Raw genomic sequence first — 23,945 nt, forward strand, 5'->3', positions numbered from 1 at the left:
GTTACCCCGTTGGCCGTATCCCTGGGCCCTTTGGTCCGGGCCCCTTGTTTTATTAAATGGCGGGCCCGGGGGGTCCCCCCCCACCTCCCTTTGCCGCCCCCCCCCAAATCCACCGCCTGCTCACCCTCAACGCCGTGGCCCCCGTTCAGCTGGTCCGCGCCGCGCTTCCCGGAATGCTCGCCGCCGGAAAGGGCACGATCATCACCGTGGCCTCGCTGCTGGCCTTCAGTGGGGGCCTCGAGGGTCCCCGCGCACCCCGACGCACTCTCTACGCGGCGGCGAAGGCCGCCACCGTCGCCTTCACCCGGACCCTCGCCGGTGAACTCGCCGACACCCCCCTCCGTACGCAGCTGCTGCTGCCCGGCGTCGTGGCCACGGAGTGGAACGAGGGCGCCGGCCGCGACATCCCCTGGGCGATGACCCCGCAGGACGTGGCCGCGGCCAGCCTTGCCGGACTGCGCCTGGGGGAGACCGTCTGCACCCCCGGTCTGGAGGGCCAGGCCGCAGCCCTTGATGCCTTGCTGGCCGCGGAGTCCGCTCTGGTCACCGGCGGGAACCAGCCCACGCCTGCGGCTCGCTACCGCGGCCCCCAGGCGTAGAGCGGGCGCCTTCTCGGCGCTGCCCCCGCCCCTGACGTGGGTCGCCTTCCGACGGCTGCGATACGTCCGCCCGCCGAGGGCGCCTTCCGGATATGCGGCTACCCGTGCCCAACTGTCAAACGCTTGGCATGGCACACGTTCTCAATGATCTCGTCCGCGCGGTCCTTCATGTCGGCCCGCGCCGATTGCAGTCCAGTGGCCGCTCGTGCCGAAGACCACGTCCGCCACCTGCCCTCACCCCTGCGTGCGGCTCACGCGGGCGGGCGTAAGAAAGCAGAGGAAGACTTATGACCGACAACACTCCGACGACCACGCGTGACGGCGCCATCGCACACGACGCGACCGAGATCGTCACCATCAACCAGGCGACCGGAGCCGAGTTCGCGCGATACCCCGTGGCCGGCAAGGAAGAGGCCGCCGCGGCCGTCGCCGCCGCACGCTCGGTCACCGGAGCCTGGTGGGACCTCGGCTTCGAGGGCCGCGCGGAGCGGCTGCACGCGTGGCGGCGGCAGATAGCCCTGAGTGGCGAGGAGGGCGCCGCACTCATTCACGCCGAGAACGGCAAGCCCCTCGACGACGCCCGCGTCGAAGTGCTCGGTACTCTCGAGCACCTGCAGTACGCCGCTGACAACGCCGCGCGCGTCCTGGAGCGCCGGGAGGTCCCGGCCAGCCCCACCACGCCCAACCAGCGTGCGTGGGTCGAGTACCAGCCCTACGGCGTGGTCGGCGTCATCGGCCCGTGGAACTTCCCCCTGCTCACTCCCGCGGCCATCCTCGCCGACGCGCTCGCGGCCGGGAACGCCGTCGTCCTCAAGCCCAGCCAGATCACGCCCGGCGTCGCTGAATGGCTCATCCGGACCTGGCAGCGCGCCGTTCCGGACCTCCCCGCCGTCCTGCAGAACCTGAACGGATACGGGGCCACGGGGCAGGAGCTCATCGAGGCCGGCCTCGACAAGCTCGCGTTCACGGGCAGCGTCGCCACGGGCAGGACGGTGGCCGTCCAATGCGCTCAGACCTTGACCCCCGTTCTGCTGGAACTCGGCGGCAAGGACGGCGTCATCGTCGCCGAGGACGCCGACCTGGACGAAGCCGCCGCTCACATCGTGTGGGGCGCCATGCAGAACACCGGGCACGGTTGCATCAGTCTCGAAGTGGCCTACGTCGTCGAGTCGGCGCACGACGAGTTCGTCCGGAAGATCAGCGAGCTTGCCGGGCAGGTACGCGTCGGCAGCGACGAGGATGCGGAGATCGGGCCGGTTCCGCTGCCGAGCCAGACCTCGATCATCCGGGAACACATCCAGGACGCTTTGGAGCGCGGCGCGACAGTCACCGTCGGCGGCCTCGACGCGGTGGGTGACCGCTATGTCGCGCCCACCATTCTGGTCGGAGTGGCCCCCGACGCCCTCGCGGCGACGGAGGAGACGTTCGGGCCGACACTGGCGGTCATCAAGGTCGCCGACGCCGATGAGGCCGTCGCTCACATCAACGCCGGCCGGTACGGACTGGGCAGCGCAGTCTTCAGCCGCGATCGCGGCGAAGCCATCGCCCGTCGCCTCCGCGTGGGGATGACCAGCATCAACGATGCACTGGTGTTCTCCATGAACCCCGCAGTGCCTTTCGGCGGTCGCGGCGACAGCGGTTACGGGCGCAAGCAGGGCGAAGAGGGACTGCGGGAGTTCGCCTACGCGCACTCCTTCACCGCTAAGAGCGGCCCTGCCCGGTTCTCCGCCTCGACCTTCGGCAGGCCCGCGGGTGCCATGGCGGGAGCCCTCGCTGGTGTCCGTAACAGGATCCTGGCCGAGAGCGGCGAGAAGTCGGACTGATTCAACTCATGGGCATGGCTGCTCCCCTGATCGACTATGAACCGCACCTGGGAATTCGTGACCGACCGCTCCCGCAGGCCACCGATGCGGCATTCCAGCGCAGGGCCCAGGCGAGGATCGAACTCCTCGGCGGCGAGCCCGGCGCCGGCCTCGGCACCGAGATCAGGGATCGGCCGCCCGCCTGCAGCTCGCGGAAGTTGCGGCAGCAGGACAACCGCGCATCCTGATCGCGTCCGGCTACCCGCTGCGGGACGTCGCCGCCGCCCATCGCGAGAGTATGGCCGGCCACACCACCGGAAAGATCGTCCTGGTGCCGTAGTGGTCGAGTCGCGCTCGCGCAACGCCCGGTGCAGCGAGCGGACAGTGCGCCTGTCCGCGAGGCTCCGGGGCAGCGCGGTGAGCGGTTCGCGGTCACGGAGTTCGCTGTCCAGCGTCCGGAACTCGCGGCTGAGCATCCCGTCCACCACCGCGGCGAATATGTCGTCCTTCGACGAGTGGCACCCGCGGACATTACCTCGGGCGACACCTGCCGCCCTGCCGCCAATGCCGTGCCGGCGCACCCGCGGGTCACGTCACGGCGGCGAGCAGTTCCGCGGCACGTTCTTCGCGGGAAACGCGCCGCCTCTTCTCGGCAAAGGATCTCCAGGGACCCCTCGCCGGGGCCCGATGGTCACAGCACTCCTTTCTCCTGAGCAGGGCGGGGCCTGCCGGGTGTCTACACTCACGTGAGATGTAGTGAACTCATGGGAGGAGTCGGGATGCCGCGGAACCGCCAACAGATCCCCCGGGAGGAGCGCACGGGTGATCTGCTAGCCGCGGCCACCGAGCTCTTTCTCCAGAAGGGCTACGCCAAGACCACGATGGCGGACATCAGTTCCGCCGCCGGCGTGGCCCGGGGCAACGTCTATTGGTACTTCGACTCCAAGGACCACATCTTCGCCGCCGTCATGAACCGCCTGCTCAGTCGCGAGATCCGCATCCTCAACGAGGAGCAGGCCGGTGCCGACCCACTGAGCCGCCTCGTGCGCGGGCTGTCCGACATGCGCTATTCCCGGCCGCTGCACCAGGCCATGCACGACCGGCTTCCCCATTCGGAGGCAGTCCGCGAGGCCCACGACACCTTCCTGAACTGGATCGTGGGACTGGTCGACGAGCTCATGGCCGAGCGCGGCCTCGTTCACGATCCAGGCGTCGATGCCGCACTCGTCCGCGATGTCGCGCTCGCTGTGTTCGAAGGGGCGAACGTGCCCAACGACCGGAACAGACCGGCCCACGAGATGATCCGGTTCCTGATGGAGTCCGTCATGGCCAGGAGTGCAGGGGCCAAGGGGCGGGAGCGCTGAGCGCGGCACCTCAGACGAGGTGAGCCCCGACTCCCGTTGACACCGCTTGCGCCGCTCCGCGCGCTGTCGCGTCCTGAGTCGGGACCGTCGCCCCACGCAGCATGTCGAGCACGGCGAGGGGATCCGCGGGAGCCTGCCGGCCCCGCCAGCCGACGTGACCGTCCGGGCGGACGAGCACCAGCGGCCGCTCGTACGGCTCCGCGGTGGCCTGGTCGGCGAGATGCATCACCGTCAACGGCACCCCACACCGGCGCGCGGCCTTCACCAGAGGCGTCGGGTCCGCGGAACCCGAGACCACGAGCGTGAACCCGCGCCCGAAGTGGTCGAGCACCGAGCTGCCGTCGGGCAGCCAGACGTGCGGTGCGCGGCAGCCGGGCCACGTCGACGGTACGTACTCGTCCGGTTCGTCGGGTGGTTCCGGGCTGCCGTCCGGTACGCAGATCGGGGAGCCGCTGTAGCGGTAGCCGAGCTGGACGCCCGTGCAGCGGAACTCCTTGGCGCGGGACCGGCGGATCTCCTCGCCCATCTCACGTCGGACCTGTTCGCCTTCCGCGTCCATGCGGTCGAGCACTGCATCGGGGGCGAGCCGCGCGTCGGCCCTCCAGTTGCTGGAGGCTTCCGTGACGTTGCGGACGGCGATCGGCCGCCGCTCCTGTTCGTAGCTGTCCAGCAGCGCCGGGCCTCCCCACCCTTGGAGGGTCGCGGCGAGCTTCCAGCCGAGGTCCACGGCGTCGCCGATCCCGGTGTTGGCGCCGAAGCCCCCCTTGGGCCACAGCAGATGCGCCGCGTCGCCCGCGAGGAACACCCGCCCCGCACGGTAGGTGCGGGCCACGACGCAGTGCCCGCTCCAGGGCTGCGCTGCGAGGACCTCCACGTCGATCGGCGCACCGACGGCCTCGCGTATCCAGGCGACCGCGTCATCGGGGTCGGGTTCCTCGTCCAGGTAGACCGAGAGCCGCCACTCGTCCACGCCGTTGACCACCGTGATGTACGGCCTGCGCGCCGACGACAGGGTGTGGATCTGCACCGCGGGGCCGCCCAGCCGCTGCCGCAGCAGGTCGAGCAGCTGGGGCGCACGGAAGTGCACAGCGAAGTTGTGGCCCTGCGCGAACCTGCCCTCGAACTCGATGCCGAGTTTCCGACGGATGCCGCTGCGGCCTCCGTCGCAGGCCACCAGGTACGTGCCGGCCAGCTTCTCGGTGGCACCGCTCGCCATGTCGCGCACCACGGCCAGGACACCCTCGGAGTCCTGCTCCATCGTCTCCAGGCGGGTGCCGTACCTGATCTCGACTCCTGGTAGTTCACTCGCCGTGCGTGCGAGCAGCGGCACGAAGGAGAACTTGGACAGGAACGCGGGACCCTCCGGCGTCAGCGGGGTGTACACACCCGAAGACCGGTTGGTGACCCCGTAGTCGAACTCGGTGAGGACCCGCCCCGTGGCGGAAGTGGCGAACACCGTGCGGTGCGGGTAGTCCGGGGGCGGCGCCGACTCCGCGCGTGCCTCCTCCGCACAACCCCAGCGGCGAAGGTGTTCCATGGTGCGGGAAAAGATCGCCTCGCCTGCTGGAAAGGGCACGCGGCCGTCGCCCTGGTCGATCACGGTGACCGGTACACCACGCCACCCCAACTCGGTCGCGAGGGCGAGGCCCACGGGCCCCGCTCCCACGACCAGGACGCGCCGAGATCCGGCTCTCTCGTGCTGGTCAGACATCAAAGATCTGCCTTCCTGAGCAAGGGTCGGACCGCTCATGGCCCGATCTCTTGAACCGGGGTCAGAGTCGCATGCGCATGCCGCTGTATGGAAGACCTGGAAAAATACAAGACTTTTGAGGGGTCATGTGCGGTGCTACGCTCGTCTTGGGTTCAAGAGACAGGAAACGCCATGGTGACTCCTGCTGATCAAGACGATGCCGGGAGCCACTTCCTGGCTCTGGTTGTCGGATACACCACGACATCGACAGAGGCCGGGCAACTTCCTCCGTGCGCGGGAGGCCGACACGGCGCGGCAGACCGTCCACGTACTTGCCGATGAGGTCACCACCGCCCAGGCCGGCGGGCCTCACGGCAAGTCCGTCCAGTTGCCGGCGCTGATCCTGCTGCACGTGGGGCAGCCCGATGGTGCCTACGTCCTCGACCGCGTCCTCAACACCACGCACCAGTTCCGCCGTGCGGGCGGCAAGTGGCGCATCACGCGCCATACCTCAAGGCCGTTGCACCGCACCGTTTGACGGGCAAGGAGGCCCCACGATGACGACGACCCCCCAGACCGAGGCCGGGACAGGGGCCGACGGAACGCAAGCCGTCGCGCTGCAGCTCTCCGAGCTCGTGCTCAAGACCGGCCGCTACGACGACATGGCCGCCTTCTACACGCACGTACTGGGACACGGCCCGTTCTACGAGCGGACCCCGGATCCCGACGCCCCGCCGCGTCCCGCGGGGATGCCCGAGCGAGCGGTCGACGTCCGGCTGGGCTTCTTCCGGGTGCATGACTCCCAGCACAGCCAGGTCCTCGCGCTGTTCGGCATCGACAGCCTGATCGGGACCGGCGCCTCCGGGCCGGGCCTGCATCACTTCCAGTTCGGCGTCGGCACCCTGGGCGACCTCATCTCCCAGCACGAGCACATGACCTCCATCGGTGCGCGCCCGCACCGTGCCGCCAACCACGGCCAGGCCACCAGCTTTTACTACCGCGACCCGGACGGGAACATCGTCGAGTTCTCCTGCGCCAACTTCGCCACCACCGAGGAGGAGGTGGCCTTCATGTCCGGGCCCGTCTTCGCGGCGAACCCTTCCGGCCTGGAGCTCGACCCCGATCGCTTCGTCGCCCACTACCGTGCAGGTGACCCCGAGAGCGAGTTGCTGCGCCTGGACAACCAGGCGGTGGCCCTGTGACCAGGCTTGTCAGCACGACCAAGGGCATCGGCAGACTTGAGGACGACGGCGAAACCATCGCCCTTCTCGACCTCGACGCGGCGGACCTCGGCGCCGCCCTGCAGGCCGGCTTCGACATGGCGTCCATCGCCACGGCCGCGGTCCGCGACTGTGTCCCCGTGGCTCAGGCTCAGTTGATCGCCCCCGTCCCCAGACCTTCCAAGATCTGGGCGGTGGGCTACGCGTACGCCGACCACCGCACCGAGGTGGACTACAACGGCGTGGCGGAGGAGTCGGTCGTCTTCCTGACGGCGCCGTCCTCGGTGATCGGCACGGGCGAGCAGATCCGCTTCCCGAAGGCAGCCCCCAACGAGGTCGACTACGAAGGCGAGCTCGCGGTCGTCATCGGTCGGCGCGCGAGCGATGTGTCCGAGGCGGAGGCGTACGCGTTCGTCGCCGGCTTCACGATCGTCAACGACGTCAGCGCCCGTGACGTGCAGAAGAGCCGCACCCCAGGACGGGCGGCCAATGTCACCGCGGCCAAGAGCCTCGACACCTTTACCCCCATGGGGCCCGCCCTGGCCACGCTCGACGAGTTCGCCGATCCCGACGACCTGCGCCTGCGCACCTGGGTCGACGACGAGCTCCCCGTCAGGACGCCCGCACCTCGCAGCTCATCCATCCCGTTCCAGCGTTGGTCTCCTACTTGTCCCGCCAGACGACCCTTGAACCCGGCTACGCGATCAGCACCGGAACCCCGGCCGGCGTCGGCCATGACCAAGGAGTCTTCCTGCGGTCCGGCACCGAGGTGCGCATCGAGATCGAAGGCATCGGCGCCCTTGTCAACACCTGCGCTTGATTGACCGGGCGCATCGGGGGCGGCATTCCAGCCGAAGGAACGGCGCCCTCACCACACGATTCCGGCAGGCTACGGAGGACATGACGACATGAGTACACAAGCCACAAACAGCTTCGGTGGCGGCGACCCGTGGGGATACATCCAGCCGTGGGACGAGGAGCGTTTCGGGCCGGAGATCCACGACGTCACCCAGCGGGCGAAATGGGAAATGGCCATGGCCATCGCCGGTGGACTGCCGTACATCTGGCAGGAGCTGGCCCGGCCGATCTCCGAGATCGTCTACGGTCTGCTCGAACTCCGTCCCGGAGACCGGGTTCTGCTCATCGGTGAGGGCATCGCGCCCTCCGGGTGGGTCGAGGACATGCGGGCCCTGGTGGGACCGGAGGGCGTCATCGACACCGTGGAGATCATCAAGGACGGACGAAACGCCGTCCTGGGCAAGGTCCCCGGCCGTAACGGCCAGATCGGCTGCTGGCGCTGGTCGTACACGGACTCGGTGGGCGACGAGGCATACGACTGCGTCGCCGTGTTGCAGGCGACACAGCACTGTGACGACTGGCACGAGACGGCCGCGGACCTGCTGCGGGTGATGAAGTCCGGCCGGCGTATCGTGCTGGCCGAATCGGTCTTGAAGGGAGCGACGTTCTCCTCCCGTATCAACTCCGACGTCCACCTTCGGCAGTGGTTCGACAAACTCTTCGCACACGTCCCCGTGGACGACATTCCCTACTACTCCGGAGAGCAGATCCGCGAGGCGTTCGGGGACAAGGTCGACAGCCCTCAGTTGATGGAATGGAAGGGCATCGAGATGTACTGGGGCCGAAAGAAGTGAGCGCTGCCACGGGCTTCAGGCAACAGGCTGCGGCACACATTCCCTCCGCGTCACCCGAGTCGATCCACTCTTCACCCAAGGACAAGGAGGTCCCCGTGAGTGTCGTTGAAGACGTCATGGTCTTGGGCTCCGACCATCCGTTGCGCAGCATCGTCCGCGACGAGCACCTGCTGCTCTCGCCGCCGCATCCCCCGAAGGTGCCCGTCAAGCTGTGGGGGGAGCACCCGCCACTGACCGTGGTGCACTACCCGCAGCAGTACGAGCCGGAGGCATTCGCCCCGCCGCGCGGTGTCTACGAGAACGACGAGATCCGCGTCGAGTGGCAGAAACTCGACGGCCGGCAGCCGTTCTACCACCGCAACTGCGACGTCGACGAAATTTCCTACCAGATCGGCGGCGAGCGGACTCTGATGTCCGAACTCGGCGTGATCGAGTTCCAGCCCGGCGATTTCTCCCGTATCCCGCGCGGCGTCGCCCACGACAACTACGGCCGCGAGGACAGCCACGTGCTGTTCTACATCCCCGCGCCGGTCACCGAGCTGGCGCCGGCCCAGCGGGAGTCCGGGGCCATGTTCCCGCCGTTCCCCGGCTGGCAGCCCGGCGAGGCCAACGAGGCGATCACTCAGTGCATGGCCGCGCTCGGCCACGACATCACCGTCTTCGGGGTCGACGAACAGCTCCTGCTCGAGCAGGTGCACCACGAGGACAGGCGGATGGCGGTGCTGCGGGCCGATCCCGGTCAGGACGTCACTTGGCTGTACACGACCGATCGCATCCGCCTCGGCATGGTCACCACCACTCCTGGCGGGCAGCGCCGCTACCGGCGCACCCTCGACGCCGACGAGATCCAGTATCAGGCCCATGGTCACCGCACGCTGATCACCCAGCGGGGCGTCGTCGACCTCGAGCCGGGCGACTTCGTGCGCATCCCGCTCGGTATCTCCCACGCCAGTGTCGTGACCGAGCCCGGTGACTACGTCAGTCTCCTCTCGCACCAGGAACTGCCCCAGGTAGCCGAGACCACGCGTACAGCGGATGCCTACACCTCCGAACGGCTCCCGAGCCTCTCGGTGGAGGTCCGCTGATGGCCACGATGCTCGCCCTACGAGCGCACCAAGGCGCCGAAGCACTCGTCCTGGACGAGGTGCCCGTCCCCGAGCCGGGTCCGCTCGACGTGGTCGTGAAGGTCGCCTCGGCGGGCCTGGCGCCGGGCATCATGCGTCTGCTGCGGATGGGCGCGCTCAAGTATCTGCCCACCACACTCGGCCACGAGGCCGCAGGCGTCGTCTCCGCTGTCGGCCGGGACGTCACGGGCCACGCGGTCGGCGACCGGGTGCGGGTGCACCCCCTGCTGAACTGCCGTGAGTGCGACTACTGCCGTACCGACCGGGACATGATGTGCGCCCAGCAGGCCATGCTCGGTCACGCCGCCTTCGGCGATGGTCCGATGCCGCTGTACGAGCAGTACCACGACGGCGGACTCGCGGAGTACGTCCGTGTCCCGCACTGGCTGATCGATTCCCTGCCGGACTCCGTCGGCTTCGACGTCGCGGCCAAGGTCCAGGATCTGGCCAACGCCGTGCGCGCACTCAAGTGCGCCGACCTTCCGGAACGGGCCACCCTCGTGGTCACCGCCGCGACCGGCACCATGGGAACCGCGACGGTCAAACTCGCGGAGCACTTCGGAGTCGCCCGTCTGATCCTCGTCGGCCGCGACACCGGGCGTCTCCACCGCGTCGCCGGGCTCGCCGGCGGCGTACCGGCCAGTGTCGTCGCACTCGACGAACTCCCTGAGAACTGGTCGACCGACGGCGCTCTCACCCGTCGGCTGCGCGAGCTGGTACCCGAGGGAGCCCATGCCGTCATCGACTTCATCCCGGAGGGTCCCGCCCTCGGCCAGACCATGGCGGGCATGGCCACCGGCGGCACGCTCGTGCACATGGGCGGCAACTCCACCCCGCTGTCGCTGCCCCCCATCGCCCTGATGATGCATTGCTGGCGCTTCGTCGCCACTCGCGCCTACACCCGCCGGGACGCAACGGATGTCCTGCGCCTGCTCGAGACGGGCACCCTCACCGCCGACGAGCTCATCACCCATCGGTTCCCGCTCACCGAAGCGCTCAAGGCCATGGACGCGATACAGCAACGCGTAGACGACCCCATGTGGATGACCGTGATCAACCCCTGACCCGACGCGCGAGCGCGTCACGGCTCCGCGGAGTCACCTCAGAACAGCGAGAGGAAGCCGGGAAAGTGTCCGAGTCAGAAGCCGTACGCAGTCAGAAGCAGCCCCTGATCGCGGTGATCGGGGCGGCAGGGCTCTGCGGTACGTACGTGGTGGAGGCCGCGCTGCGGGCTCCCTTCCGGGTCCGGGCCGTGGTGCACGGCCCGTCAGGGCGGGAACGAGTGGCTGCCCTGGGCGTGAACGACATCGTCGAGGCCGACTTGGAGGAGCCGGACGCCGTCCGTCAGGCGCTGAAGAACGCCGACTTCGTGTTCATGATTCCACCGGCGTTCCACCCGGAGGAAGACATGCTCGCGATCAGGGCGCTCGAGGCGGCCGAGCACGAGGGCGCGCGCCGGTTCGTGTACCTGTCCGTCCTCCACCCGCACACCCCTGGGCTGCGCCACCACCTGCGCAAGGCGAACGCCGAGGCCGCCGTGCGGGCCTCGCGGCTGAACTGGACGATTCTCCAGCCCTCGATGTTCGCGCAGATCGTCCTGTCGACGTGGGGGAGGGCTCCGGCCGGCCCCGTCGGGGTGCCGTTCGACGTCGACAACGAGTTCTCGTTCATCGACTTGCGTGACCTCGGGGAAGCCGGCGTCAAGGTGCTCTCCGAGCAAGGCCACGACTCGGCGACCTACGAACTCGCCGGACCTACCCTCACGTTGACCGAGGCGGTGCGCTTCGCCGGACGTGCACGGGGAGTGGATCTGGAGGCGAGGACGGTGGACTGGGCGGACGCACCGCTCCCGCCGGGAGTGGCCGACTCGGCGTCCCGGGCCTCGGACATGCGCGCCATGTGGCAGGACTATGACCGGCACGGCCTGCGCGGCAACAGCAACGTCCTGCGGATGCTGCTCGGCCGTGAACCCGCGCCCTTTGAGGAAGCGGCCACCGCGTTCGCCGCGCGAGGCTGAGCGCTCCGCGCAGGGACTGCTACGGAAAGCCACCAGGGGGTCAACGGCTGCTCGGTACGCGGCAGCACGATGCCCCGGGGTGGCCCGTGGCGTGGCCTGGCCGTGGCGATCGGCAGAGGTTGACAGACCGCCCGGGTCCTTGACTGTGGGTCATGAGATAGGGCTGCGTCCAACTGACTTCCTCACTGGTCTTGACTGGAAAGTGCCCTAGAAATAGCTTGGCTCCAGTTCAAGAGAGGGGAAGCGGGGTAGCAGCCCCACGTCCCCCCAGGAGCGCTCTGGAGCGGCAAGCGCCAACAGCTCCTCTGCTCAGGCAGCCCGCAGGGATGGGCGTCAGCGACTTGCCGAGACAACTGCCTGACATCGTTCGGGCTGGCCCCGGCCCGAGAGGGTGCACTTGCCCTCGGACCCGGTCGCCGGAGGCGGCCCGCCGACTCTGCGAGCCGGCCAGGACCAGCCGGTCACGACAGCCCACTCTCTGACTGCCGCCATGCCTTCAGCGGCCGCGGCTTGGAGGGCCTTCGGACCACTCGCGAACGACGCGCACCCTCGTGGAGCGCAACAGCCATTGGCAGGACCCCGGTAATCACCCGCGTGCCTTGAGGGAGAGTGGACATGCCCGACGACCGTCCCTTCCAAGCCGTGACTCCGCCCGCCGAGCCCCGCACCAAGCCTCCTACCGAGGCCACCCGGCGAAGATTCCTCGCCGCGACCGCTGCTGCCGGGGGAGCCGCCGTGGTCGGCGGTCTGGTCGCGGGGCAGTCGGCGCTCGCCGCCGAGACGGCGCCCGGCAGCCGTGCCTCCACAACGGTCGGAGGCTCGAAGGGCCATCGAAACGCCAAGAAGGAGAAAAAGATGCGCATCGTGGCCGTGGAAGAGGCCTTCTCCATTCCCGGAGCCATCCGGCAGGAGGCAGCGATCCGGCAGCACATGGCGGTGCCGGAGGCGATCAAGCAGGAGTGGTTCCGGCGCCTGGACGATCTGACCGAGCTGCGGCTGGCGGACATGGACGCCAACGGGGTCGATGTCCAGATCCTCTCGTATTCCACGCCGGGCGTGGAAGTGATCGAGGATCCCGCGGAGGCCGTGGCGGCCGCGCGGCACATAAACGACTATCTCGCCAAGGCGGTCGCCGCACATCCGAAACGGTTCGCGGGCTTCGCCACGCTTCCGTTGCAGGACCCCAAAGCCGCGGTAGTGGAGCTGCGTCGGGCGGTGAAGGAGCTCGGATTCAAGGGTGTGCTGTACAACGATCATGTGCGGGGGCACTACCTGGACGAGCCGCAGTTCAGGCCGGTTTGGGCCGAGCTGGAGCGCCTCGGCGTGGCGCTGTATCTGCATCCGGCTGTTGTGCCGGCGGACAACTGGCGGGTCTTCGACGGGTATCCCGTGCTGGTCGGGCCGTCCTGGGGCTGGACCGCGACGGTGGGTGCCCATGCGCTCCGGCTGATCTACGGCGGTGTGTTCGACCAATTCCCGGGCGCCTCGGTGATGCTGGGGCACATGGGCGAGCTGCTGCCGTTCCAGATGGCCCGGCTCGACAGCCGCTACGACCAGGTGCCCGCCGAGCACAGGGTGCAGCACCTGCCCTCGTACTACCTGCGGAACAACGTGTATGTCACCACCAGCGGAGTCATGTCGCATGCCGCGCTGCTGGGAGCCGTCCATGCCGTTGGCGTCGACCGGGTGCTGTTCTCCATCGACTACCCGTTCGAGTCGAGCGCCGAGGCGGTGGGATTCCTGCGCTCCGCACCGTACGCGCCGGCCGACCTCGCGAGCATCGCGCACGGCAACGCCGAGCGCGTTCTGAGACTGTGAGGAGACGCGATGCCGAAAGGGCGCGATTCGTGGAGTAGGGATCGGCGTACTGAAGGTGGGCGACGTCGAAGGGCCCGGGCCCGGTGAAGGACCGTTACTCGTCAGGATGGCGGCCGCCGGGATCAGCCCGGCGGGGCCGCGATCCGGCAGGGGTACTGCTACGGCGCGCGCCACCATGCGGCTTGGCGGTGGCGTGCGCCGCTGCCGTTCACAGACCTTGACCGATGTCCCGCGCGGTCGTGAGCAGAGGCTGGGACAGTTCAGCGAGCCTTGCGCGGGTGCAACGGACGGACGGAGCCGCCACGACCACGGCAGCTATGGCGGTGCCCGTGCGGTCGCGCACACACGCACCGACGGCGTGCACTCCGCGCTCGCTCTCCTGCCGGTTGGTCGCGTAGCCGTCCCGGCGCACTGCTACCAGCTCGTTCATCAGGCTCTCGAAGTCCTTGGGAGCCTTGGCCCGGTCCTCGGGGAGTCCGTTGGGGTAGAGGGCCAGGAGCCGGTCCGCCGGCATCGCCGCGAGCAGGGCCTTGCCGCCCGAGGTCACGTGGGCGGGCAGGAGTGTGCCGGTGCGGTAGCTGACGCGCAGGGCCTGGGGGCCCTCCACGCCGTCCAGGAAGCGGGCTCCGTTGCCCTCGAGCACCATCAGGTGGGTCGTCTCACGGACGGCGTCCGCCAGTCGTTGAAGGTGGGGGTGGGCGATGGTGATCAGGTCCGGGGGAGGGGCGGCCTGACTTCCCCTGATCGCCTGCAGAGCCGGCCCCGGCCGGTACACCTTGCGGCGGTCCTGCGCCGCGAATCCCTCGTAGACGAGCATCGCGAGGATCCGGTGGGCGGTCGAGCGCGCGACGCCTAGCCGGTCGGATACGTCCATCACCCGCAGCTCGTCGAGCTCGTGCAACAGGCGGACGACACGTAGGGCGTTGCCGGCCGCACTCACGGGATACGAGGGTCCAGGCCCTTCCAAATTCTCCATAGAGGAATTCTATCCCGAGAAGATTCCGCAAAGGGGAAATGGCGGCGTAGCGTCCTCTGCAGCGCGCAAGTGAGCGCGCCCTCGGGCGATACACAGAACCCACTACGTGGAGGTTGTCTTGACCGACACAACCAGCGAGCAGACCGAGCAGAAGCTGCTCGACGAGCTCTACGCGGACTTCGAGGACGCGGGCCTGATCCCGCTGTGGACCCAGGTGGACGGCCTCATGCCGATGTCGCCGCAGTCCGCAGCGGTCCCGCACCTGTGGCGGTGGGCGGAGCTGCTGCCCATCGCACAGCGCTCCGGCGACCTGGTGCCGGTGGGACGTGGCGGCGAGCGCCGCGCCATGGCCCTGTCCAACCCCGGCCTCCCGGGCCGTCCATACGCCACGCCGACGCTGTGGACCGCGATCCAGTACCTGGGTCCGCGCGAGGTCGCCCCCTCCCACCGGCACAGCCAGGGAGCCTTCCGGTTCGTGGTCGAAGGCGAGGGTGTGTGGACCAACGTCGACGGGGACGCGGTCGCGATGCGGCGCGGTGACCTGCTGCTCACGCCGAGCTGGGCCTTCCACGAGCACCAGAACGTCACCGACCAGCCGATGGCCTGGCTCGACGGCCTCGACATCCCGCTCGTGTCCCAACTGGACGCCGGTTTCTTCGAGTTCGGCCCTGACGAGCTCTCCACCCGCGAAACCCCCGAGCGCTCGCGCGGCGAACGACTGTGGGGCCACCCCGGGCTGCGCCCGATGGGCCTGCCCGACCAGCCCAACTCCCCGCTGGCCGCCTACCGCTGGGAGCACACCGACGCCGCGCTGACCGCCCAGCTGGAACTGGAGCAGGAGGGCGTGCCCGGCGTGATCGAGCCCGGACACGCCGGCATCCGCTTCTCCAACCCCACCACCGGCAGGGACGCCCTGGTCACGATGCGTACCGAGATGCGCCGACTGCGGGCCGGCGCCCGGACCACCCCGGTGCGCCAGGTCGGCTCCTCGATCTGGCAGGTGTTCGAGGGCGAGGCGGTCGCCCACGTCGGCGACAAGGTCTTCGAGATCGCCAAGGGCGACCTGTTCGTCGTCCCGTCCTGGTGCGAGGTCTCCCTCGTAGCCCGCACCCAGGTCGACCTGTTCCGGTTCAGCGACGAGCCCGTCTACGAGGCGCTCGGCCTCGCCCGTACCTCCCGAGGAGAACACAAGTGAAGCTCGCCACCATCCGGGTCAACGGCGCCACGCGCGCCGTCCGCATCGATGACGACAGGGCGGTGGACCTGGGCGAGAGCGACCTGGTGGCCTTCCTGCGCCACAGTGACTGGGCGGCGCGTGCCGCGACCGCCGATGACGAAACGTACGAAGGCGCCCTGGACTACGCCCCCGTCGTCGTCGCGCCGGAGAAGGTCGTGTGCGTCGGCCTCAACTACCGCACCCACATTCTGGAGATGGGCCGCGAACTCCCCTCGCACCCCACGCTGTTCAACAAGTATGCGCGGGCCCTGGTCGGTGCCTACGACGCCGTGGCCCTGCCCGCCGCGTCCACGCAGATGGACTGGGAGGCCGAGCTCGGCGTCGTCATCGGAGCCGAGGTCCGGCACGCCGACACGGCGCAGGCGCGGGCCGCGATCGCCGGGTACACCGTGCTCAACGACGTCACCGCCCGCGACTGGCAGTACCGCACCACCCAGTGGGACCAGGGCAAGACCTTCGAGGCCACCACCCCCATCGGACCGTGGCTCGTGACCGCCGACGACCCCGCGGTGTCCGCCCAGGGCCTGAGCCTGACCTGTGAAGTCGACGGCGACACGGTCCAGAAGGCCGACACCGGCGACCTCGTCTTCGACCCGGCCACGCTGGTCGCGTACCTGTCCGAGATCATCACGCTGGTGCCCGGCGACGTGATCGCCACCGGTACTCCGGGCGGGGTCGGCCACGCCCGCAAGCCCGCTCGCTATCTCCAGGACGGTACGCGCCTCGTCACCCGCATCGAGGGGATCGGCGAGTGCCGCAACACCTGCCACCGGGAGATGCGGTGAGCGCACGCCCGGACCCGGTGCTGGAGTGGGCCGCCAAGGGGACGGCCGCCTTCGAGGCGGCCGTGCACTGGCTGACCGACGCGGGGCTCACCCGACCGTCGTACCTGCCGGGCTGGAGCAGGGCCCACGTCGTCGCCCACGTGGCCCGGAACGCCGACGCGCTCGTCAACCTGATGACCTGGGCGCGTACGGGTGTGGAGACCCCGATGTACGCCAGTGCCGACCAGCGTGCCGACGGGATCGAGGACGGCGCCCGCCGACCGGCGGGCGTGCTGCGTGAGGAACTCCTCGCGGCCGACGGACGACTGGCCGAGGCGTTCGCCGGCCTGCCGGACGAGTGCTGGGGCGCGACCGTGCGGACGGCACGGGGACGCGAGGTGCCGGCCTCCCAGGTGCCCTGGATGCGCGTGCGCGAGGTGTGGGTCCACACCGTCGATCTGAACATCACCACCTTCGACGATGTCCCGCACGAGGTGTGCGCGGCGCTCGTCGACGACGTGGCCGCCGCCTTTCGGGCCCGCCCGGACTGCCCCCCTGTCGAGCTGCGGACCGAGAGCGCTGTCCGTACCTGGCTCCTGGGCGCGCCCGGCGGCGCGGAGCCGGTCGCGGTGAGCGGTGACCTTCCCAGCCTGGCCGCCTACGCGACCGGGCGCCCCGTGCCCGGCCCTCTGTACCCGACCGGCGGGGGATCCCTGCCGAAGCTGCCCGCGTGGCTGTGAGCACGAAGGAAAAGCCATGAAAGTTGCCTGCATCGGCGCAGGTCCCGGAGGACTGTTCTTCGCCACGCTACTGAAGCGGAGCCGACCCGGCGCCGAGGTAGTGGTCTTCGAACGCAACCGCCCCGACGACACGTTCGGCTTCGGAGTGGTCTTCTCCGACGCCACACTCGACGCCATCGACGCCGCAGACCCTGTCCTCAGCGAGGCGCTGGAGAAGCACGGCCGGCACTGGGACGACATCGAGGTCCGCGTGCACGGTACGCGGGAGCGCGTCGGCGGCATGGGCATGGCGGCCGTGGTCCGCAAGACGCTGCTGAGCCTGTTGCAGGAACGGGCCCGCGCCGAGGGCGTGCAGATGCGTTTCCAGCACGAGGTCCGCGATCCCGCCGAGCTGGACGAGTTCGACCTGGTCGTGGTGTGCGACGGCGCCAACAGCCGCTTCCGCACCCTGTTCGCCGACGGCTTCGGGCCGACCGCCGAGGTGGCGAGCGCGAAGTTCATCTGGTTCGGCACCACCTACATGTTCGACGGGCTCACCTTCGTGCACCAGGACGGCCCTCACGGTGTCTTCGCCGCCCACGCGTATCCGATCAGCGACTCGCTGAGCACCTTCATCGTCGAATCCGACGCCGACTCCTGGGCCGCAGCCGGCCTCGACGCCTTCGATCCCTCCACCCCGCCGGGCCCGAGCGACGAGAAGACCAAGAGCTACCTGGAGGACCTGTTCCGCGAGCAGATCGACGGGCATCCGCTGGTCGGCAACAACTCTCGCTGGGCCAACTTTGCTACCCGCAGGGCCCGTTCGTGGCGGCGTGGCAAGTGGGTGCTGCTGGGCGACGCGGCCCATACCGCGCACTTCTCCGTCGGGTCCGGCACCAAGATGGCCATGGAGGACGCGGTCGCACTGGCCGAGGCCCTGGGCGAGGCGTCGCACAGCGTGCCGGAGGCACTCGAGATCTACGAGGAACGCCGCCGCCCCAAGGTCGAGAGGATCCAGAACTCGGCACGTCCCAGCCTGTCCTGGTGGGAACACTTCGGCCGCTACGTCCGCTCGTTCGACGATCCCACACGGTTCGCCTTCCATTTCCTCACCCGCAGCATCCCGCGCCGCAAACTCGCCGTGCGCGACGCGGCCTACGTGGACCGCGTCGACGGATGGTGGCTCCAACACCACGAGACGCCGCCCCTGGAGACGCCTTTCCGTGCCGGGCCGTTCCGCCTTCCCTCGCGCCAGGTGACGGCCGGCGACGACGGGCTGACCGGGGCTGACGGCACCCGCATCCCGATGCTTCCGTTCGACGGCCAGCCGTCACGCGCGGGCGTGTGGATCGACGCCCCGGGCACGGAGGAGGGTCTGCCGCTCGCCCTCGATCAGGTGCGCGAGACAGCACAGGCGGGCACACCGCTCATCGGCGTACGTGGCGGTACGGCACTGACCCGCGTACTGGTCGCGGAGGAGGCCCGGCTCGTGCACGGACTGCCTGCCGCGGTCATCGACGCGTATGACGACGACACGGCGACCACGCTCGTGCTGTCCGGCCGAGCCGACCTCGTCGGAGGCACCAAGTGAGCGCCCTGAACCCACTGTTCGCACCCCGAGCCATCGCCGTACTCGGCGCATCGGTCACGCCCGGGAAGCTCGGCGCGGCGATGTCCGACTCCCTGGCTTCCTTCCCGGGACCGGTGATGAAGGTCAACTCCGGCCGCCCGGACCCCGATCGGGGCTTCTTCCCCACCGCCGACGAGGCGGCCGAAGCCCAGGGCATCACGCCGGACCTGGTTGTCTCCTGCATCCCAGCAGCTGTGACCGCCGACGCCCTGCGCGAGGCGGCGGCCGCAGGGGCCCGCGCCGCCCTCGTGTGCGCCGGCGGGTTCGCCGAAGCCGGCGGCGACGGTGCGCTGTACCAACAAGCGCTGGCCGAGGTGGTGCGGGACACCGGCATCCGTGTCCTCGGGCCGAACACCTCGGGCTTCCTCGCCCCGCACCGACGGCTCACGGCCAGTTTCGTCCCGGGCGTGGCCGACCTGGAGCCGGGTCCGGTGGCAGTCGTGGCCGCCAGCGGCGGCGTGAACCACGCGCTGGCCTTCGCACTGGCCGAGGCCGGCGTCGGCCTGCGCCTCGGAGTCGGGCTGGGCAACAGCCTGGACGTCACCCAGGCCGACGTCCTCAACCACCTCGCCGACGACGACGGCGTACGGGCCGTAGCCCTGCATGTGGAGACGGCTGCGGAAGGCCGCCGTCTCACCGAGGCCGTACGCCGCCTGACCGATCGTGTCCCTGTCGTGGCCCTGGTCGTGGGCCGCAGCGACATCGGCGACTTCGCCCGCTCCCACACCGGCGCCCTGGCGACCTCCTGGCGCGTGACCAGGACGGCCCTGCGCCAGGCCGGAGCCGTCCTCGTCGACGACGAACGCGACCTCGTCGACGCCGTCACCGCCCTCAGCCGCGTACGGCTCCCCGCCAACCCACGCACGGGCATCGGCCTGGTCACCGCACAGGCCGGACCCGGACTGCTGCTCACCGACGACCTGCGCTCGCACGGCATCCAGGTTCCGCCCCTGGTCGAACGGTCGGTGAAGGAACTGCGCGAGCTGCTTCCCGCCCTCACCTACCTGAACAACCCCGTCGACACCGGCCGCCCCTCACCCGCGCTCACGCAGGTCGTGGAGCGGGTCTCGGAGGACCCCGGCATCGACGTCACCGCCGTGTACGGGTTGTTGGAACCCACCGTGGTGGACCTCCCGGCCGCGCTGACCGCCGCCCGCACCGCCACCCCGCTCGTCGCCGTCGTCGGCGGACCCGTGGAGCAGGCACGGCAGACCCGCCGACAACTCGGGAAAGCCGGCATTCCCTGCGCGGCCACGCCGGCCTCTGGTTCGGTCATGGTGCGCGCGCTCGTCGAGGACGCGGCGGCCCGCACACGTCTGGAGGCCGCCGACATCACCGAGCCCAGTGCCCCCACGCTGCCTCTGTCCGGCGCTGCCGACGAGCACACCGCCAAGGGCGTCCTCGCGGACCTGGGCATCCGTACGCCCGTACGGCGCGTGTGCGCCGACCCCGTCGCGGCGCATGCGGCTCTCGAAGAACTCGGCGGACCGGTCGTGGTCAAGATCCTCGACGCGGAGATCCTGCACAAGACGGAAGTCGGCGGGGTCCAGGTCGGCATCCGCACGCACGAGGAGCTCGACGACGCCCTCGCGCGCATGCCCGCGAGCCCCGCCCTGCTGGTCGAGCGCATGGCCCCGGCGGGCCCCGAACTCATCGTCGGCGTACGCCGCGACCCGGTCTTCGGCCCCGTGCTGGCTCTGGGCGCCGGGGGAACGGCCGCCGAAATCCTCGGCGACATCTCCCTGCGTCTCGCGCCCCTGTCCGCGCACGAAGCGGACACGATGCTCGACGAGCTCGCCACCCGCGAGATGTTCCTCGGTGCGCGCGGCGCCACCCCGGTCGACCGCGCGCGACTCACCCACGTGCTGCTCGCCCTCTCGTCCCTGGCCACCGACAAGACGGTGGCCGAGTGCGAGATCAACCCCCTGCGCGTCCTGCCCGACGGCGATGTCGTCGCGCTCGACGCCGTATTGCTGCTGCGTGACTCCCGGGATCAAGGAGGATCCGACGATGCGTGAGGGATTCGTTCCCTGGCCCAAGGAGGCCGCCGACCGATACCGCGACGCAGGGTACTGGCGTGGCAGGCCGCTCGGGTCGTCCCTCCACGAGTGGGCCGCGACCTACGGCGACGCGGTGGCCGTCGTGGACGGCGGCACGTGCCTGACCTACGGGCAACTCAGCGACAGAGTCGATGGATTGGCGTGTCGCCTGCTGGACAGTGGTCTCAACCCCGGTGACGCGATGCTCGTCCAGCTGCCCAACGGCTGGGAGTTCGTCACGCTCACCCTGGCGTGTCTGCGGGCGGGCATCGCTCCCGTGATGGCGATGCCCGCGCACCGCGGTCACGAACTGCGCTACCTGGCCGAGCATGCCGAGGTCACGTCGATCGCCGTACCTGACCGACTCGGCGACTTCGACCACCAGGCCCTGGGTCTGGAGGTCGCCGAAGCCACGCCGAGCGTACGGCTGTTGTTCGTAGCAGGTGGCACGGTCGGCACCGCTGCCACGGATCTGCGCGCCCTGGCCGCACCGGCCGACGACCCGGCCACCGCACGGGCCCGGCTCGACCGGCTCGCCCCGCAGAGCAGCGACATCGCCGTCTTCCTGCTCTCCGGCGGTACCACCGGACTGCCGAAGCTCATCGCCCGCACCCACGACGACTACGAGTACAACGCGCGGCGCAGCGCCGAGGTCTGCGGCATCGACTCCGACACCGTCTACCTGGTGGCCTTGCCCGCCGGACACAACTTCCCGCTGGCCTGCCCCGGGATCCTGGGCACCCTCATGAACGGTGGCCGCGTGGTCCTGGCCGGCACCCCGCACCCCGACAAGGTGCTGCCGCTGATGGCCGCCGAGGGCGTGACGGCCACCGCAGCCGTGCCCGCCGTCGTCCAGCGCTGGATCGACGCCGTCGCCTCCGGCCGCCACGCCGCGCCGCCCGCGCTGCGGTTGCTGCAGGTCGGTGGCGCCCGACTCGCCCCGGAGGTCGCCCGCCGCGCCGAACCCGTGCTCGGCGGCACGCTCCAGCAGGTGTTCGGCATGGCAGAGGGGCTGCTGAACTACACGCGCCCGGACGACCCCGACGACATCAAGATCGAGACCCAGGGGCGCCCCATGTGCCCGGAGGACGAGATCCTCGTCGTCGACGCCTCCGACAACCCGGTCCCGCCTGGCGAGATGGGCGCCCTGCTCACTCGCGGCCCGTACACCCCACGCGGCTACTACCGGGCCGACGAGCACAACGCCCGCGCGTTCACGCCCGACGGCTGGTACCGCACCGGTGACGTCGTCCGGCTGCACCCCTCGGGCAATCTCGTCGTCGAAGGACGAGACAAGGACTTGATCAACCGGGGCGGAGAGAAGATCTCCGCCGAGGAGGTCGAGAACCTCATCTACCGCCTGCCCGGTGTTGCCCGTGTCGCGGCCGTCGCGAAGGCTGACCCCGACCTGGGGGAGCGGGTGTGCGCGGTCGTGGTCGTCGAACCGGGGGCCGACCTGACCCTCGAATCGGTCCGCGCCGCCCTGACCGCGATGCAGGTGGCCCGCTACAAACTCCCCGAAGACCTGCTGGTCATGGACGAACTGCCGCTGACGAAGGTCGGCAAGATCGACAAGAAGCGTCTGCGGGATGTCGTCCGTGCCAAGGCAGGATCCGTCGAGGCGGTGTGACAGGGCGAGCCGACGACGCTGCGGTGATGCTCCCGCTTCCCCCGGGGGAGTCAAAGCTGTCCTGCCGCTGCGTTTTCTCCGCGCGGACCAGGCCGAGCGCTTCGAGCACCGGCCTGCCGGTCAGAGGGAACAGATCGGCGTCATCGGCGCGAGTCGTCCGCCGCTCAGGGATTGCCGTTCGCCACACGTCGTGTGCGTGGCGAACGGCAGGCCGGAATCGGGGAGCGGTCGTCATTCCCCTTCGCAGACGCCTTCGACTGCGAGCTTCTGGTACAGGTGCGGGTAGGCGACGGTGCCGGCAGGGTAGCCCTCCAGGTGCGAGGCGAACTCCGGTGTGCCGAGCGCTGCACGGAGGTGCTCGGTGGATTTCCAGACCGCGACGTTGGTGAACAGCCGACTGCCGCCGATGCCCCGGTACAGCTGCACCGAGAGAAGGCTCCCCGACTTCTTCATGTACTCCGCGTCGTCCGTCCAGGCGGCCACCACCTCGTCCTCCTTGCCTTCCGGGGCGACAAACGTGTTGATGACGGTGACCGGGCCGGCCTTCTCCTTCTGCTGGTCGTGGAAGTGGGTGGACGCGTCGAGGTGGCCGAACTTGAGCATGATTTCTCCGTGAAATCGAGGGGGAAGTGGGTCTACGAACCCACAGCGATTCAAGTGATCCGGGACCGGGAGGCGGCCCGTTTGCGTGTCGGTGAGTCGTGATCAGTGGGCGGTCCGCGTGAGGGGCTACGCCGATGGCCGCCGCGTGGCCCCACTCGTGGTGTGCTTTCAGGCGTGGTGCTTGTCGAGGAAGTCGGTGATGAGCTGCAGCCACTCCTCGGTCCGTTCCAGCATCGGCAGGTGGCCGGTGGCGATTTCCGCGAGCTGGGCGCCGGGAATGGTCTCGGCGAGCTGGCGGTGCAGGGCGGTAGAGGTGAGCCGGTCGTCGGTGGTCGAGACGACCAGGGTGGGGACCGTGATTCCGGCGAGGTCGTCCCGGACGTCGACCTGGCCGACGAGGTCGGTCTGCTCGGAGCTGCCGTCGGCCGCGGTGGCGGCGGTGTAGCCGAGGGTCTGCCGCAGTTGCTCGGCCGGCATCGACTCCAGCGCCTGGGTGCCGAGGGCCATCAGGAGCAGGAATTCGGCGAGCAGCTCGCGGTCGCCGGACGCGGCGATCTTGCTCCAGACCGAAGTGGCGAGAGCGAGCCGGTTGTCGCGGTGCGGGAAGGCGGCGGTCAGGACGAGTGCGGTGACGCGCTCGGGGTGGCGGGCGGCGGCTCGGATGGCGACCGGGCCGCCGAGGGAGAAGCCGGACACGGCGAAGCGGTCGAGGCCCTCCGCGTCGGCGGCGGCGATGAGCTGGTCGGCGAGGTCGTCGACGGACAGCGGGGCGGTGGAGCGGGGGGTGTCACCACTGCCGGGGTAGTCGATGCCGACGACGGTGTGGCGGGTGGCGAGTGCTTCCAGCACGGGGCCGTAGGTGCCGGCCAGGCTGCTGCCGGCGCCATGGGCGAGGAGCAGGCCGGGGCCGGAACCGAGGCGCGTGCGGGAAAACGTGGGTGCGAGCAGGTTGCGAGGTGACATGGCCGTCTGCCTTTCGAATGTGCACCGTCACGCAAGAATCATCCAGTGCGTGTGATTGCTCTCCAAGGTTTATCACACGAAGCGTATGATTGGCGCCT

23 protein-coding genes and 1 pseudogene are annotated in these 23,945 nt (G+C 69.7%); 20 read left to right on the plus strand and 4 right to left on the minus strand.

Annotated elements, in window-relative coordinates; all coding sequences use genetic code 11:
• The first annotated feature begins 56 nt into the window (after nt 1–56).
• From ACFT4A_RS31995 to ACFT4A_RS32015, 5 genes are all read left to right on the plus strand, one after another.
• Nucleotides 57–599 carry an SDR family NAD(P)-dependent oxidoreductase gene (locus ACFT4A_RS31995; protein ID WP_382837036.1) on the plus strand — a complete coding sequence of 181 codons (543 nt, stop codon included), beginning with the start codon at nt 57–59 and terminating at the stop codon, nt 597–599.
• A 287-nt stretch (nt 600–886) separates the two neighbouring features.
• A complete protein-coding gene (locus tag ACFT4A_RS32000) occupies nt 887–2,422 on the plus strand; it encodes an aldehyde dehydrogenase family protein (protein WP_382837040.1) in 1,536 nt (511 codons plus the stop codon).
• Nucleotides 2,423–2,436: 14 nt separating this feature from the next.
• Complete coding sequence (locus ACFT4A_RS32005) at nt 2,437–2,649, plus strand: hypothetical protein (RefSeq protein WP_382837043.1); 213 nt, start codon at nt 2,437–2,439, stop codon at nt 2,647–2,649.
• Nucleotides 2,649–2,741, plus strand: coding sequence for a zinc-binding dehydrogenase (locus ACFT4A_RS32010; protein WP_382837175.1), 93 nt, complete (start codon nt 2,649–2,651; stop codon nt 2,739–2,741). Before ACFT4A_RS32005 ends, ACFT4A_RS32010 begins: the two co-directional genes overlap by 1 nt.
• A gap of 439 nt (nt 2,742–3,180) precedes the next feature.
• Nucleotides 3,181–3,765 (plus strand): TetR/AcrR family transcriptional regulator, encoded by a 585-nt coding sequence (locus ACFT4A_RS32015; RefSeq protein ID WP_382837046.1) that lies wholly within the window; start codon nt 3,181–3,183, stop codon nt 3,763–3,765.
• 10 nt (nt 3,766–3,775) lie between these two features.
• Here the strand turns inward: ACFT4A_RS32015 and ACFT4A_RS32020 are convergent, their stop codons facing one another.
• The gene (locus ACFT4A_RS32020; RefSeq protein WP_382837049.1) at nt 3,776–5,476 is read right to left on the minus strand and encodes an FAD-dependent monooxygenase; all 1,701 of its coding nucleotides are present in this window, start codon (nt 5,474–5,476) and stop codon (nt 3,776–3,778) included.
• 196 nt (nt 5,477–5,672) lie between these two features.
• Here ACFT4A_RS32020 and ACFT4A_RS32025 point away from each other — a divergent pair, with 196 nt between their 5' ends.
• From ACFT4A_RS32025 to ACFT4A_RS32065, 9 genes and pseudogenes are all read left to right on the plus strand, one after another.
• On the plus strand, nt 5,673–5,993 hold the full coding sequence (locus ACFT4A_RS32025) for a hypothetical protein (protein WP_382837052.1): 321 nt from the start codon (nt 5,673–5,675) through the stop codon (nt 5,991–5,993).
• A 19-nt stretch (nt 5,994–6,012) separates the two neighbouring features.
• On the plus strand, nt 6,013–6,657 hold the full coding sequence (locus ACFT4A_RS32030; protein WP_382837055.1) for a VOC family protein: 645 nt from the start codon (nt 6,013–6,015) through the stop codon (nt 6,655–6,657).
• A 116-nt stretch (nt 6,658–6,773) separates the two neighbouring features.
• Nucleotides 6,774–7,262 (plus strand): annotated as a pseudogene (locus ACFT4A_RS32035) (fumarylacetoacetate hydrolase family protein); the annotation flags it as partial.
• 68 nt (nt 7,263–7,330) lie between these two features.
• Nucleotides 7,331–7,495: a fumarylacetoacetate hydrolase family protein gene (locus ACFT4A_RS32040; protein ID WP_382837178.1), complete on the plus strand. Its 165-nt coding sequence runs from the start codon at nt 7,331–7,333 to the stop codon at nt 7,493–7,495.
• A gap of 88 nt (nt 7,496–7,583) precedes the next feature.
• Nucleotides 7,584–8,327: a hypothetical protein gene (locus tag ACFT4A_RS32045; protein WP_382837058.1), complete on the plus strand. Its 744-nt coding sequence runs from the start codon at nt 7,584–7,586 to the stop codon at nt 8,325–8,327.
• Nucleotides 8,328–8,422: 95 nt separating this feature from the next.
• The gene (locus ACFT4A_RS32050) at nt 8,423–9,412 is read left to right on the plus strand and encodes a hypothetical protein (protein WP_382837060.1); all 990 of its coding nucleotides are present in this window, start codon (nt 8,423–8,425) and stop codon (nt 9,410–9,412) included.
• A complete protein-coding gene (locus ACFT4A_RS32055; RefSeq protein WP_382837063.1) occupies nt 9,412–10,515 on the plus strand; it encodes an alcohol dehydrogenase catalytic domain-containing protein in 1,104 nt (367 codons plus the stop codon). The genes ACFT4A_RS32050 and ACFT4A_RS32055 overlap by 1 nt, the downstream gene beginning before the upstream one ends.
• A 65-nt stretch (nt 10,516–10,580) precedes the next feature.
• On the plus strand, nt 10,581–11,468 hold the full coding sequence (locus ACFT4A_RS32060; protein WP_382837066.1) for an SDR family oxidoreductase: 888 nt from the start codon (nt 10,581–10,583) through the stop codon (nt 11,466–11,468).
• Between the two features lie 615 nt (nt 11,469–12,083).
• Complete coding sequence (locus ACFT4A_RS32065) at nt 12,084–13,286, plus strand: amidohydrolase family protein (RefSeq protein ID WP_382837069.1); 1,203 nt, start codon at nt 12,084–12,086, stop codon at nt 13,284–13,286.
• A gap of 208 nt (nt 13,287–13,494) precedes the next feature.
• Here the strand turns inward: ACFT4A_RS32065 and ACFT4A_RS32070 are convergent, their stop codons facing one another.
• Nucleotides 13,495–14,226 carry an IclR family transcriptional regulator gene (locus tag ACFT4A_RS32070; protein ID WP_382837071.1) on the minus strand — a complete coding sequence of 244 codons (732 nt, stop codon included), beginning with the start codon at nt 14,224–14,226 and terminating at the stop codon, nt 13,495–13,497.
• A 154-nt stretch (nt 14,227–14,380) separates the two neighbouring features.
• Here ACFT4A_RS32070 and ACFT4A_RS32075 point away from each other — a divergent pair, with 154 nt between their 5' ends.
• The 6 genes from ACFT4A_RS32075 to ACFT4A_RS32100 are packed head-to-tail and all read left to right on the plus strand — an operon-like array spanning nt 14,381 to nt 22,281.
• The gene (locus tag ACFT4A_RS32075) at nt 14,381–15,457 is read left to right on the plus strand and encodes a cupin domain-containing protein (protein ID WP_382837074.1); all 1,077 of its coding nucleotides are present in this window, start codon (nt 14,381–14,383) and stop codon (nt 15,455–15,457) included.
• Nucleotides 15,454–16,284: a fumarylacetoacetate hydrolase family protein gene (locus tag ACFT4A_RS32080; protein ID WP_382837077.1), complete on the plus strand. Its 831-nt coding sequence runs from the start codon at nt 15,454–15,456 to the stop codon at nt 16,282–16,284. The genes ACFT4A_RS32075 and ACFT4A_RS32080 overlap by 4 nt, the downstream gene beginning before the upstream one ends.
• Nucleotides 16,281–17,003, plus strand: a complete 723-nt coding sequence (locus ACFT4A_RS32085; RefSeq protein ID WP_382837080.1) for a maleylpyruvate isomerase family mycothiol-dependent enzyme — start codon at nt 16,281–16,283, stop codon at nt 17,001–17,003. The genes ACFT4A_RS32080 and ACFT4A_RS32085 overlap by 4 nt, the downstream gene beginning before the upstream one ends.
• A 16-nt stretch (nt 17,004–17,019) precedes the next feature.
• Entirely contained in the window at nt 17,020–18,573 is a 1,554-nt protein-coding gene (locus ACFT4A_RS32090; RefSeq protein ID WP_382837083.1) for an FAD-dependent monooxygenase, read from the plus strand.
• Entirely contained in the window at nt 18,570–20,630 is a 2,061-nt protein-coding gene (locus ACFT4A_RS32095) for an acetate--CoA ligase family protein (RefSeq protein ID WP_382837086.1), read from the plus strand. The genes ACFT4A_RS32090 and ACFT4A_RS32095 overlap by 4 nt, the downstream gene beginning before the upstream one ends.
• A complete protein-coding gene (locus tag ACFT4A_RS32100) occupies nt 20,623–22,281 on the plus strand; it encodes a (2,3-dihydroxybenzoyl)adenylate synthase (protein ID WP_382837089.1) in 1,659 nt (552 codons plus the stop codon). Before ACFT4A_RS32095 ends, ACFT4A_RS32100 begins: the two co-directional genes overlap by 8 nt.
• A gap of 231 nt (nt 22,282–22,512) precedes the next feature.
• Here the strand turns inward: ACFT4A_RS32100 and ACFT4A_RS32105 are convergent, their stop codons facing one another.
• Nucleotides 22,513–22,884, minus strand: coding sequence for an antibiotic biosynthesis monooxygenase family protein (locus tag ACFT4A_RS32105; RefSeq protein ID WP_382837091.1), 372 nt, complete (start codon nt 22,882–22,884; stop codon nt 22,513–22,515).
• Nucleotides 22,885–23,052: 168 nt separating this feature from the next.
• Nucleotides 23,053–23,847 carry an alpha/beta fold hydrolase gene (locus ACFT4A_RS32110; protein WP_382837094.1) on the minus strand — a complete coding sequence of 265 codons (795 nt, stop codon included), beginning with the start codon at nt 23,845–23,847 and terminating at the stop codon, nt 23,053–23,055.
• Between the last annotated feature and the right edge of the window lie 98 nt (nt 23,848–23,945).

The sequence above is a fragment of the Streptomyces sp. NPDC057099 genome (assembly GCF_042671245.1).
In the GTDB taxonomy this organism is placed as follows: domain Bacteria; phylum Actinomycetota; class Actinomycetes; order Streptomycetales; family Streptomycetaceae; genus Streptomyces; species Streptomyces purpurascens.

Coding starts and splice junctions, on each gene's coding strand:
- ACFT4A_RS31995 (WP_382837036.1), top strand. CDS start 57: ATGGCGGGCCCGGGGGGTCCCCCCCCACCTCCCTTTGCCGCCCCCCCC.
- ACFT4A_RS32000 (WP_382837040.1), top strand. CDS start 887: ATGACCGACAACACTCCGACGACCACGCGTGACGGCGCCATCGCACAC.
- ACFT4A_RS32005 (WP_382837043.1), top strand. CDS start 2,437: ATGGCTGCTCCCCTGATCGACTATGAACCGCACCTGGGAATTCGTGAC.
- ACFT4A_RS32015 (WP_382837046.1), top strand. CDS start 3,181: ATGCCGCGGAACCGCCAACAGATCCCCCGGGAGGAGCGCACGGGTGAT.
- ACFT4A_RS32020 (WP_382837049.1), bottom strand. CDS start 5,476: ATGTCTGACCAGCACGAGAGAGCCGGATCTCGGCGCGTCCTGGTCGTG.
- ACFT4A_RS32025 (WP_382837052.1), top strand. CDS start 5,673: ATGCCGGGAGCCACTTCCTGGCTCTGGTTGTCGGATACACCACGACAT.
- ACFT4A_RS32030 (WP_382837055.1), top strand. CDS start 6,013: ATGACGACGACCCCCCAGACCGAGGCCGGGACAGGGGCCGACGGAACG.
- ACFT4A_RS32045 (WP_382837058.1), top strand. CDS start 7,584: ATGAGTACACAAGCCACAAACAGCTTCGGTGGCGGCGACCCGTGGGGA.
- ACFT4A_RS32055 (WP_382837063.1), top strand. CDS start 9,412: ATGGCCACGATGCTCGCCCTACGAGCGCACCAAGGCGCCGAAGCACTC.
- ACFT4A_RS32065 (WP_382837069.1), top strand. CDS start 12,084: ATGCCCGACGACCGTCCCTTCCAAGCCGTGACTCCGCCCGCCGAGCCC.
- ACFT4A_RS32090 (WP_382837083.1), top strand. CDS start 17,020: ATGAAAGTTGCCTGCATCGGCGCAGGTCCCGGAGGACTGTTCTTCGCC.
- ACFT4A_RS32100 (WP_382837089.1), top strand. CDS start 20,623: ATGCGTGAGGGATTCGTTCCCTGGCCCAAGGAGGCCGCCGACCGATAC.
- ACFT4A_RS32105 (WP_382837091.1), bottom strand. CDS start 22,884: ATGCTCAAGTTCGGCCACCTCGACGCGTCCACCCACTTCCACGACCAG.
- ACFT4A_RS32110 (WP_382837094.1), bottom strand. CDS start 23,847: ATGTCACCTCGCAACCTGCTCGCACCCACGTTTTCCCGCACGCGCCTC.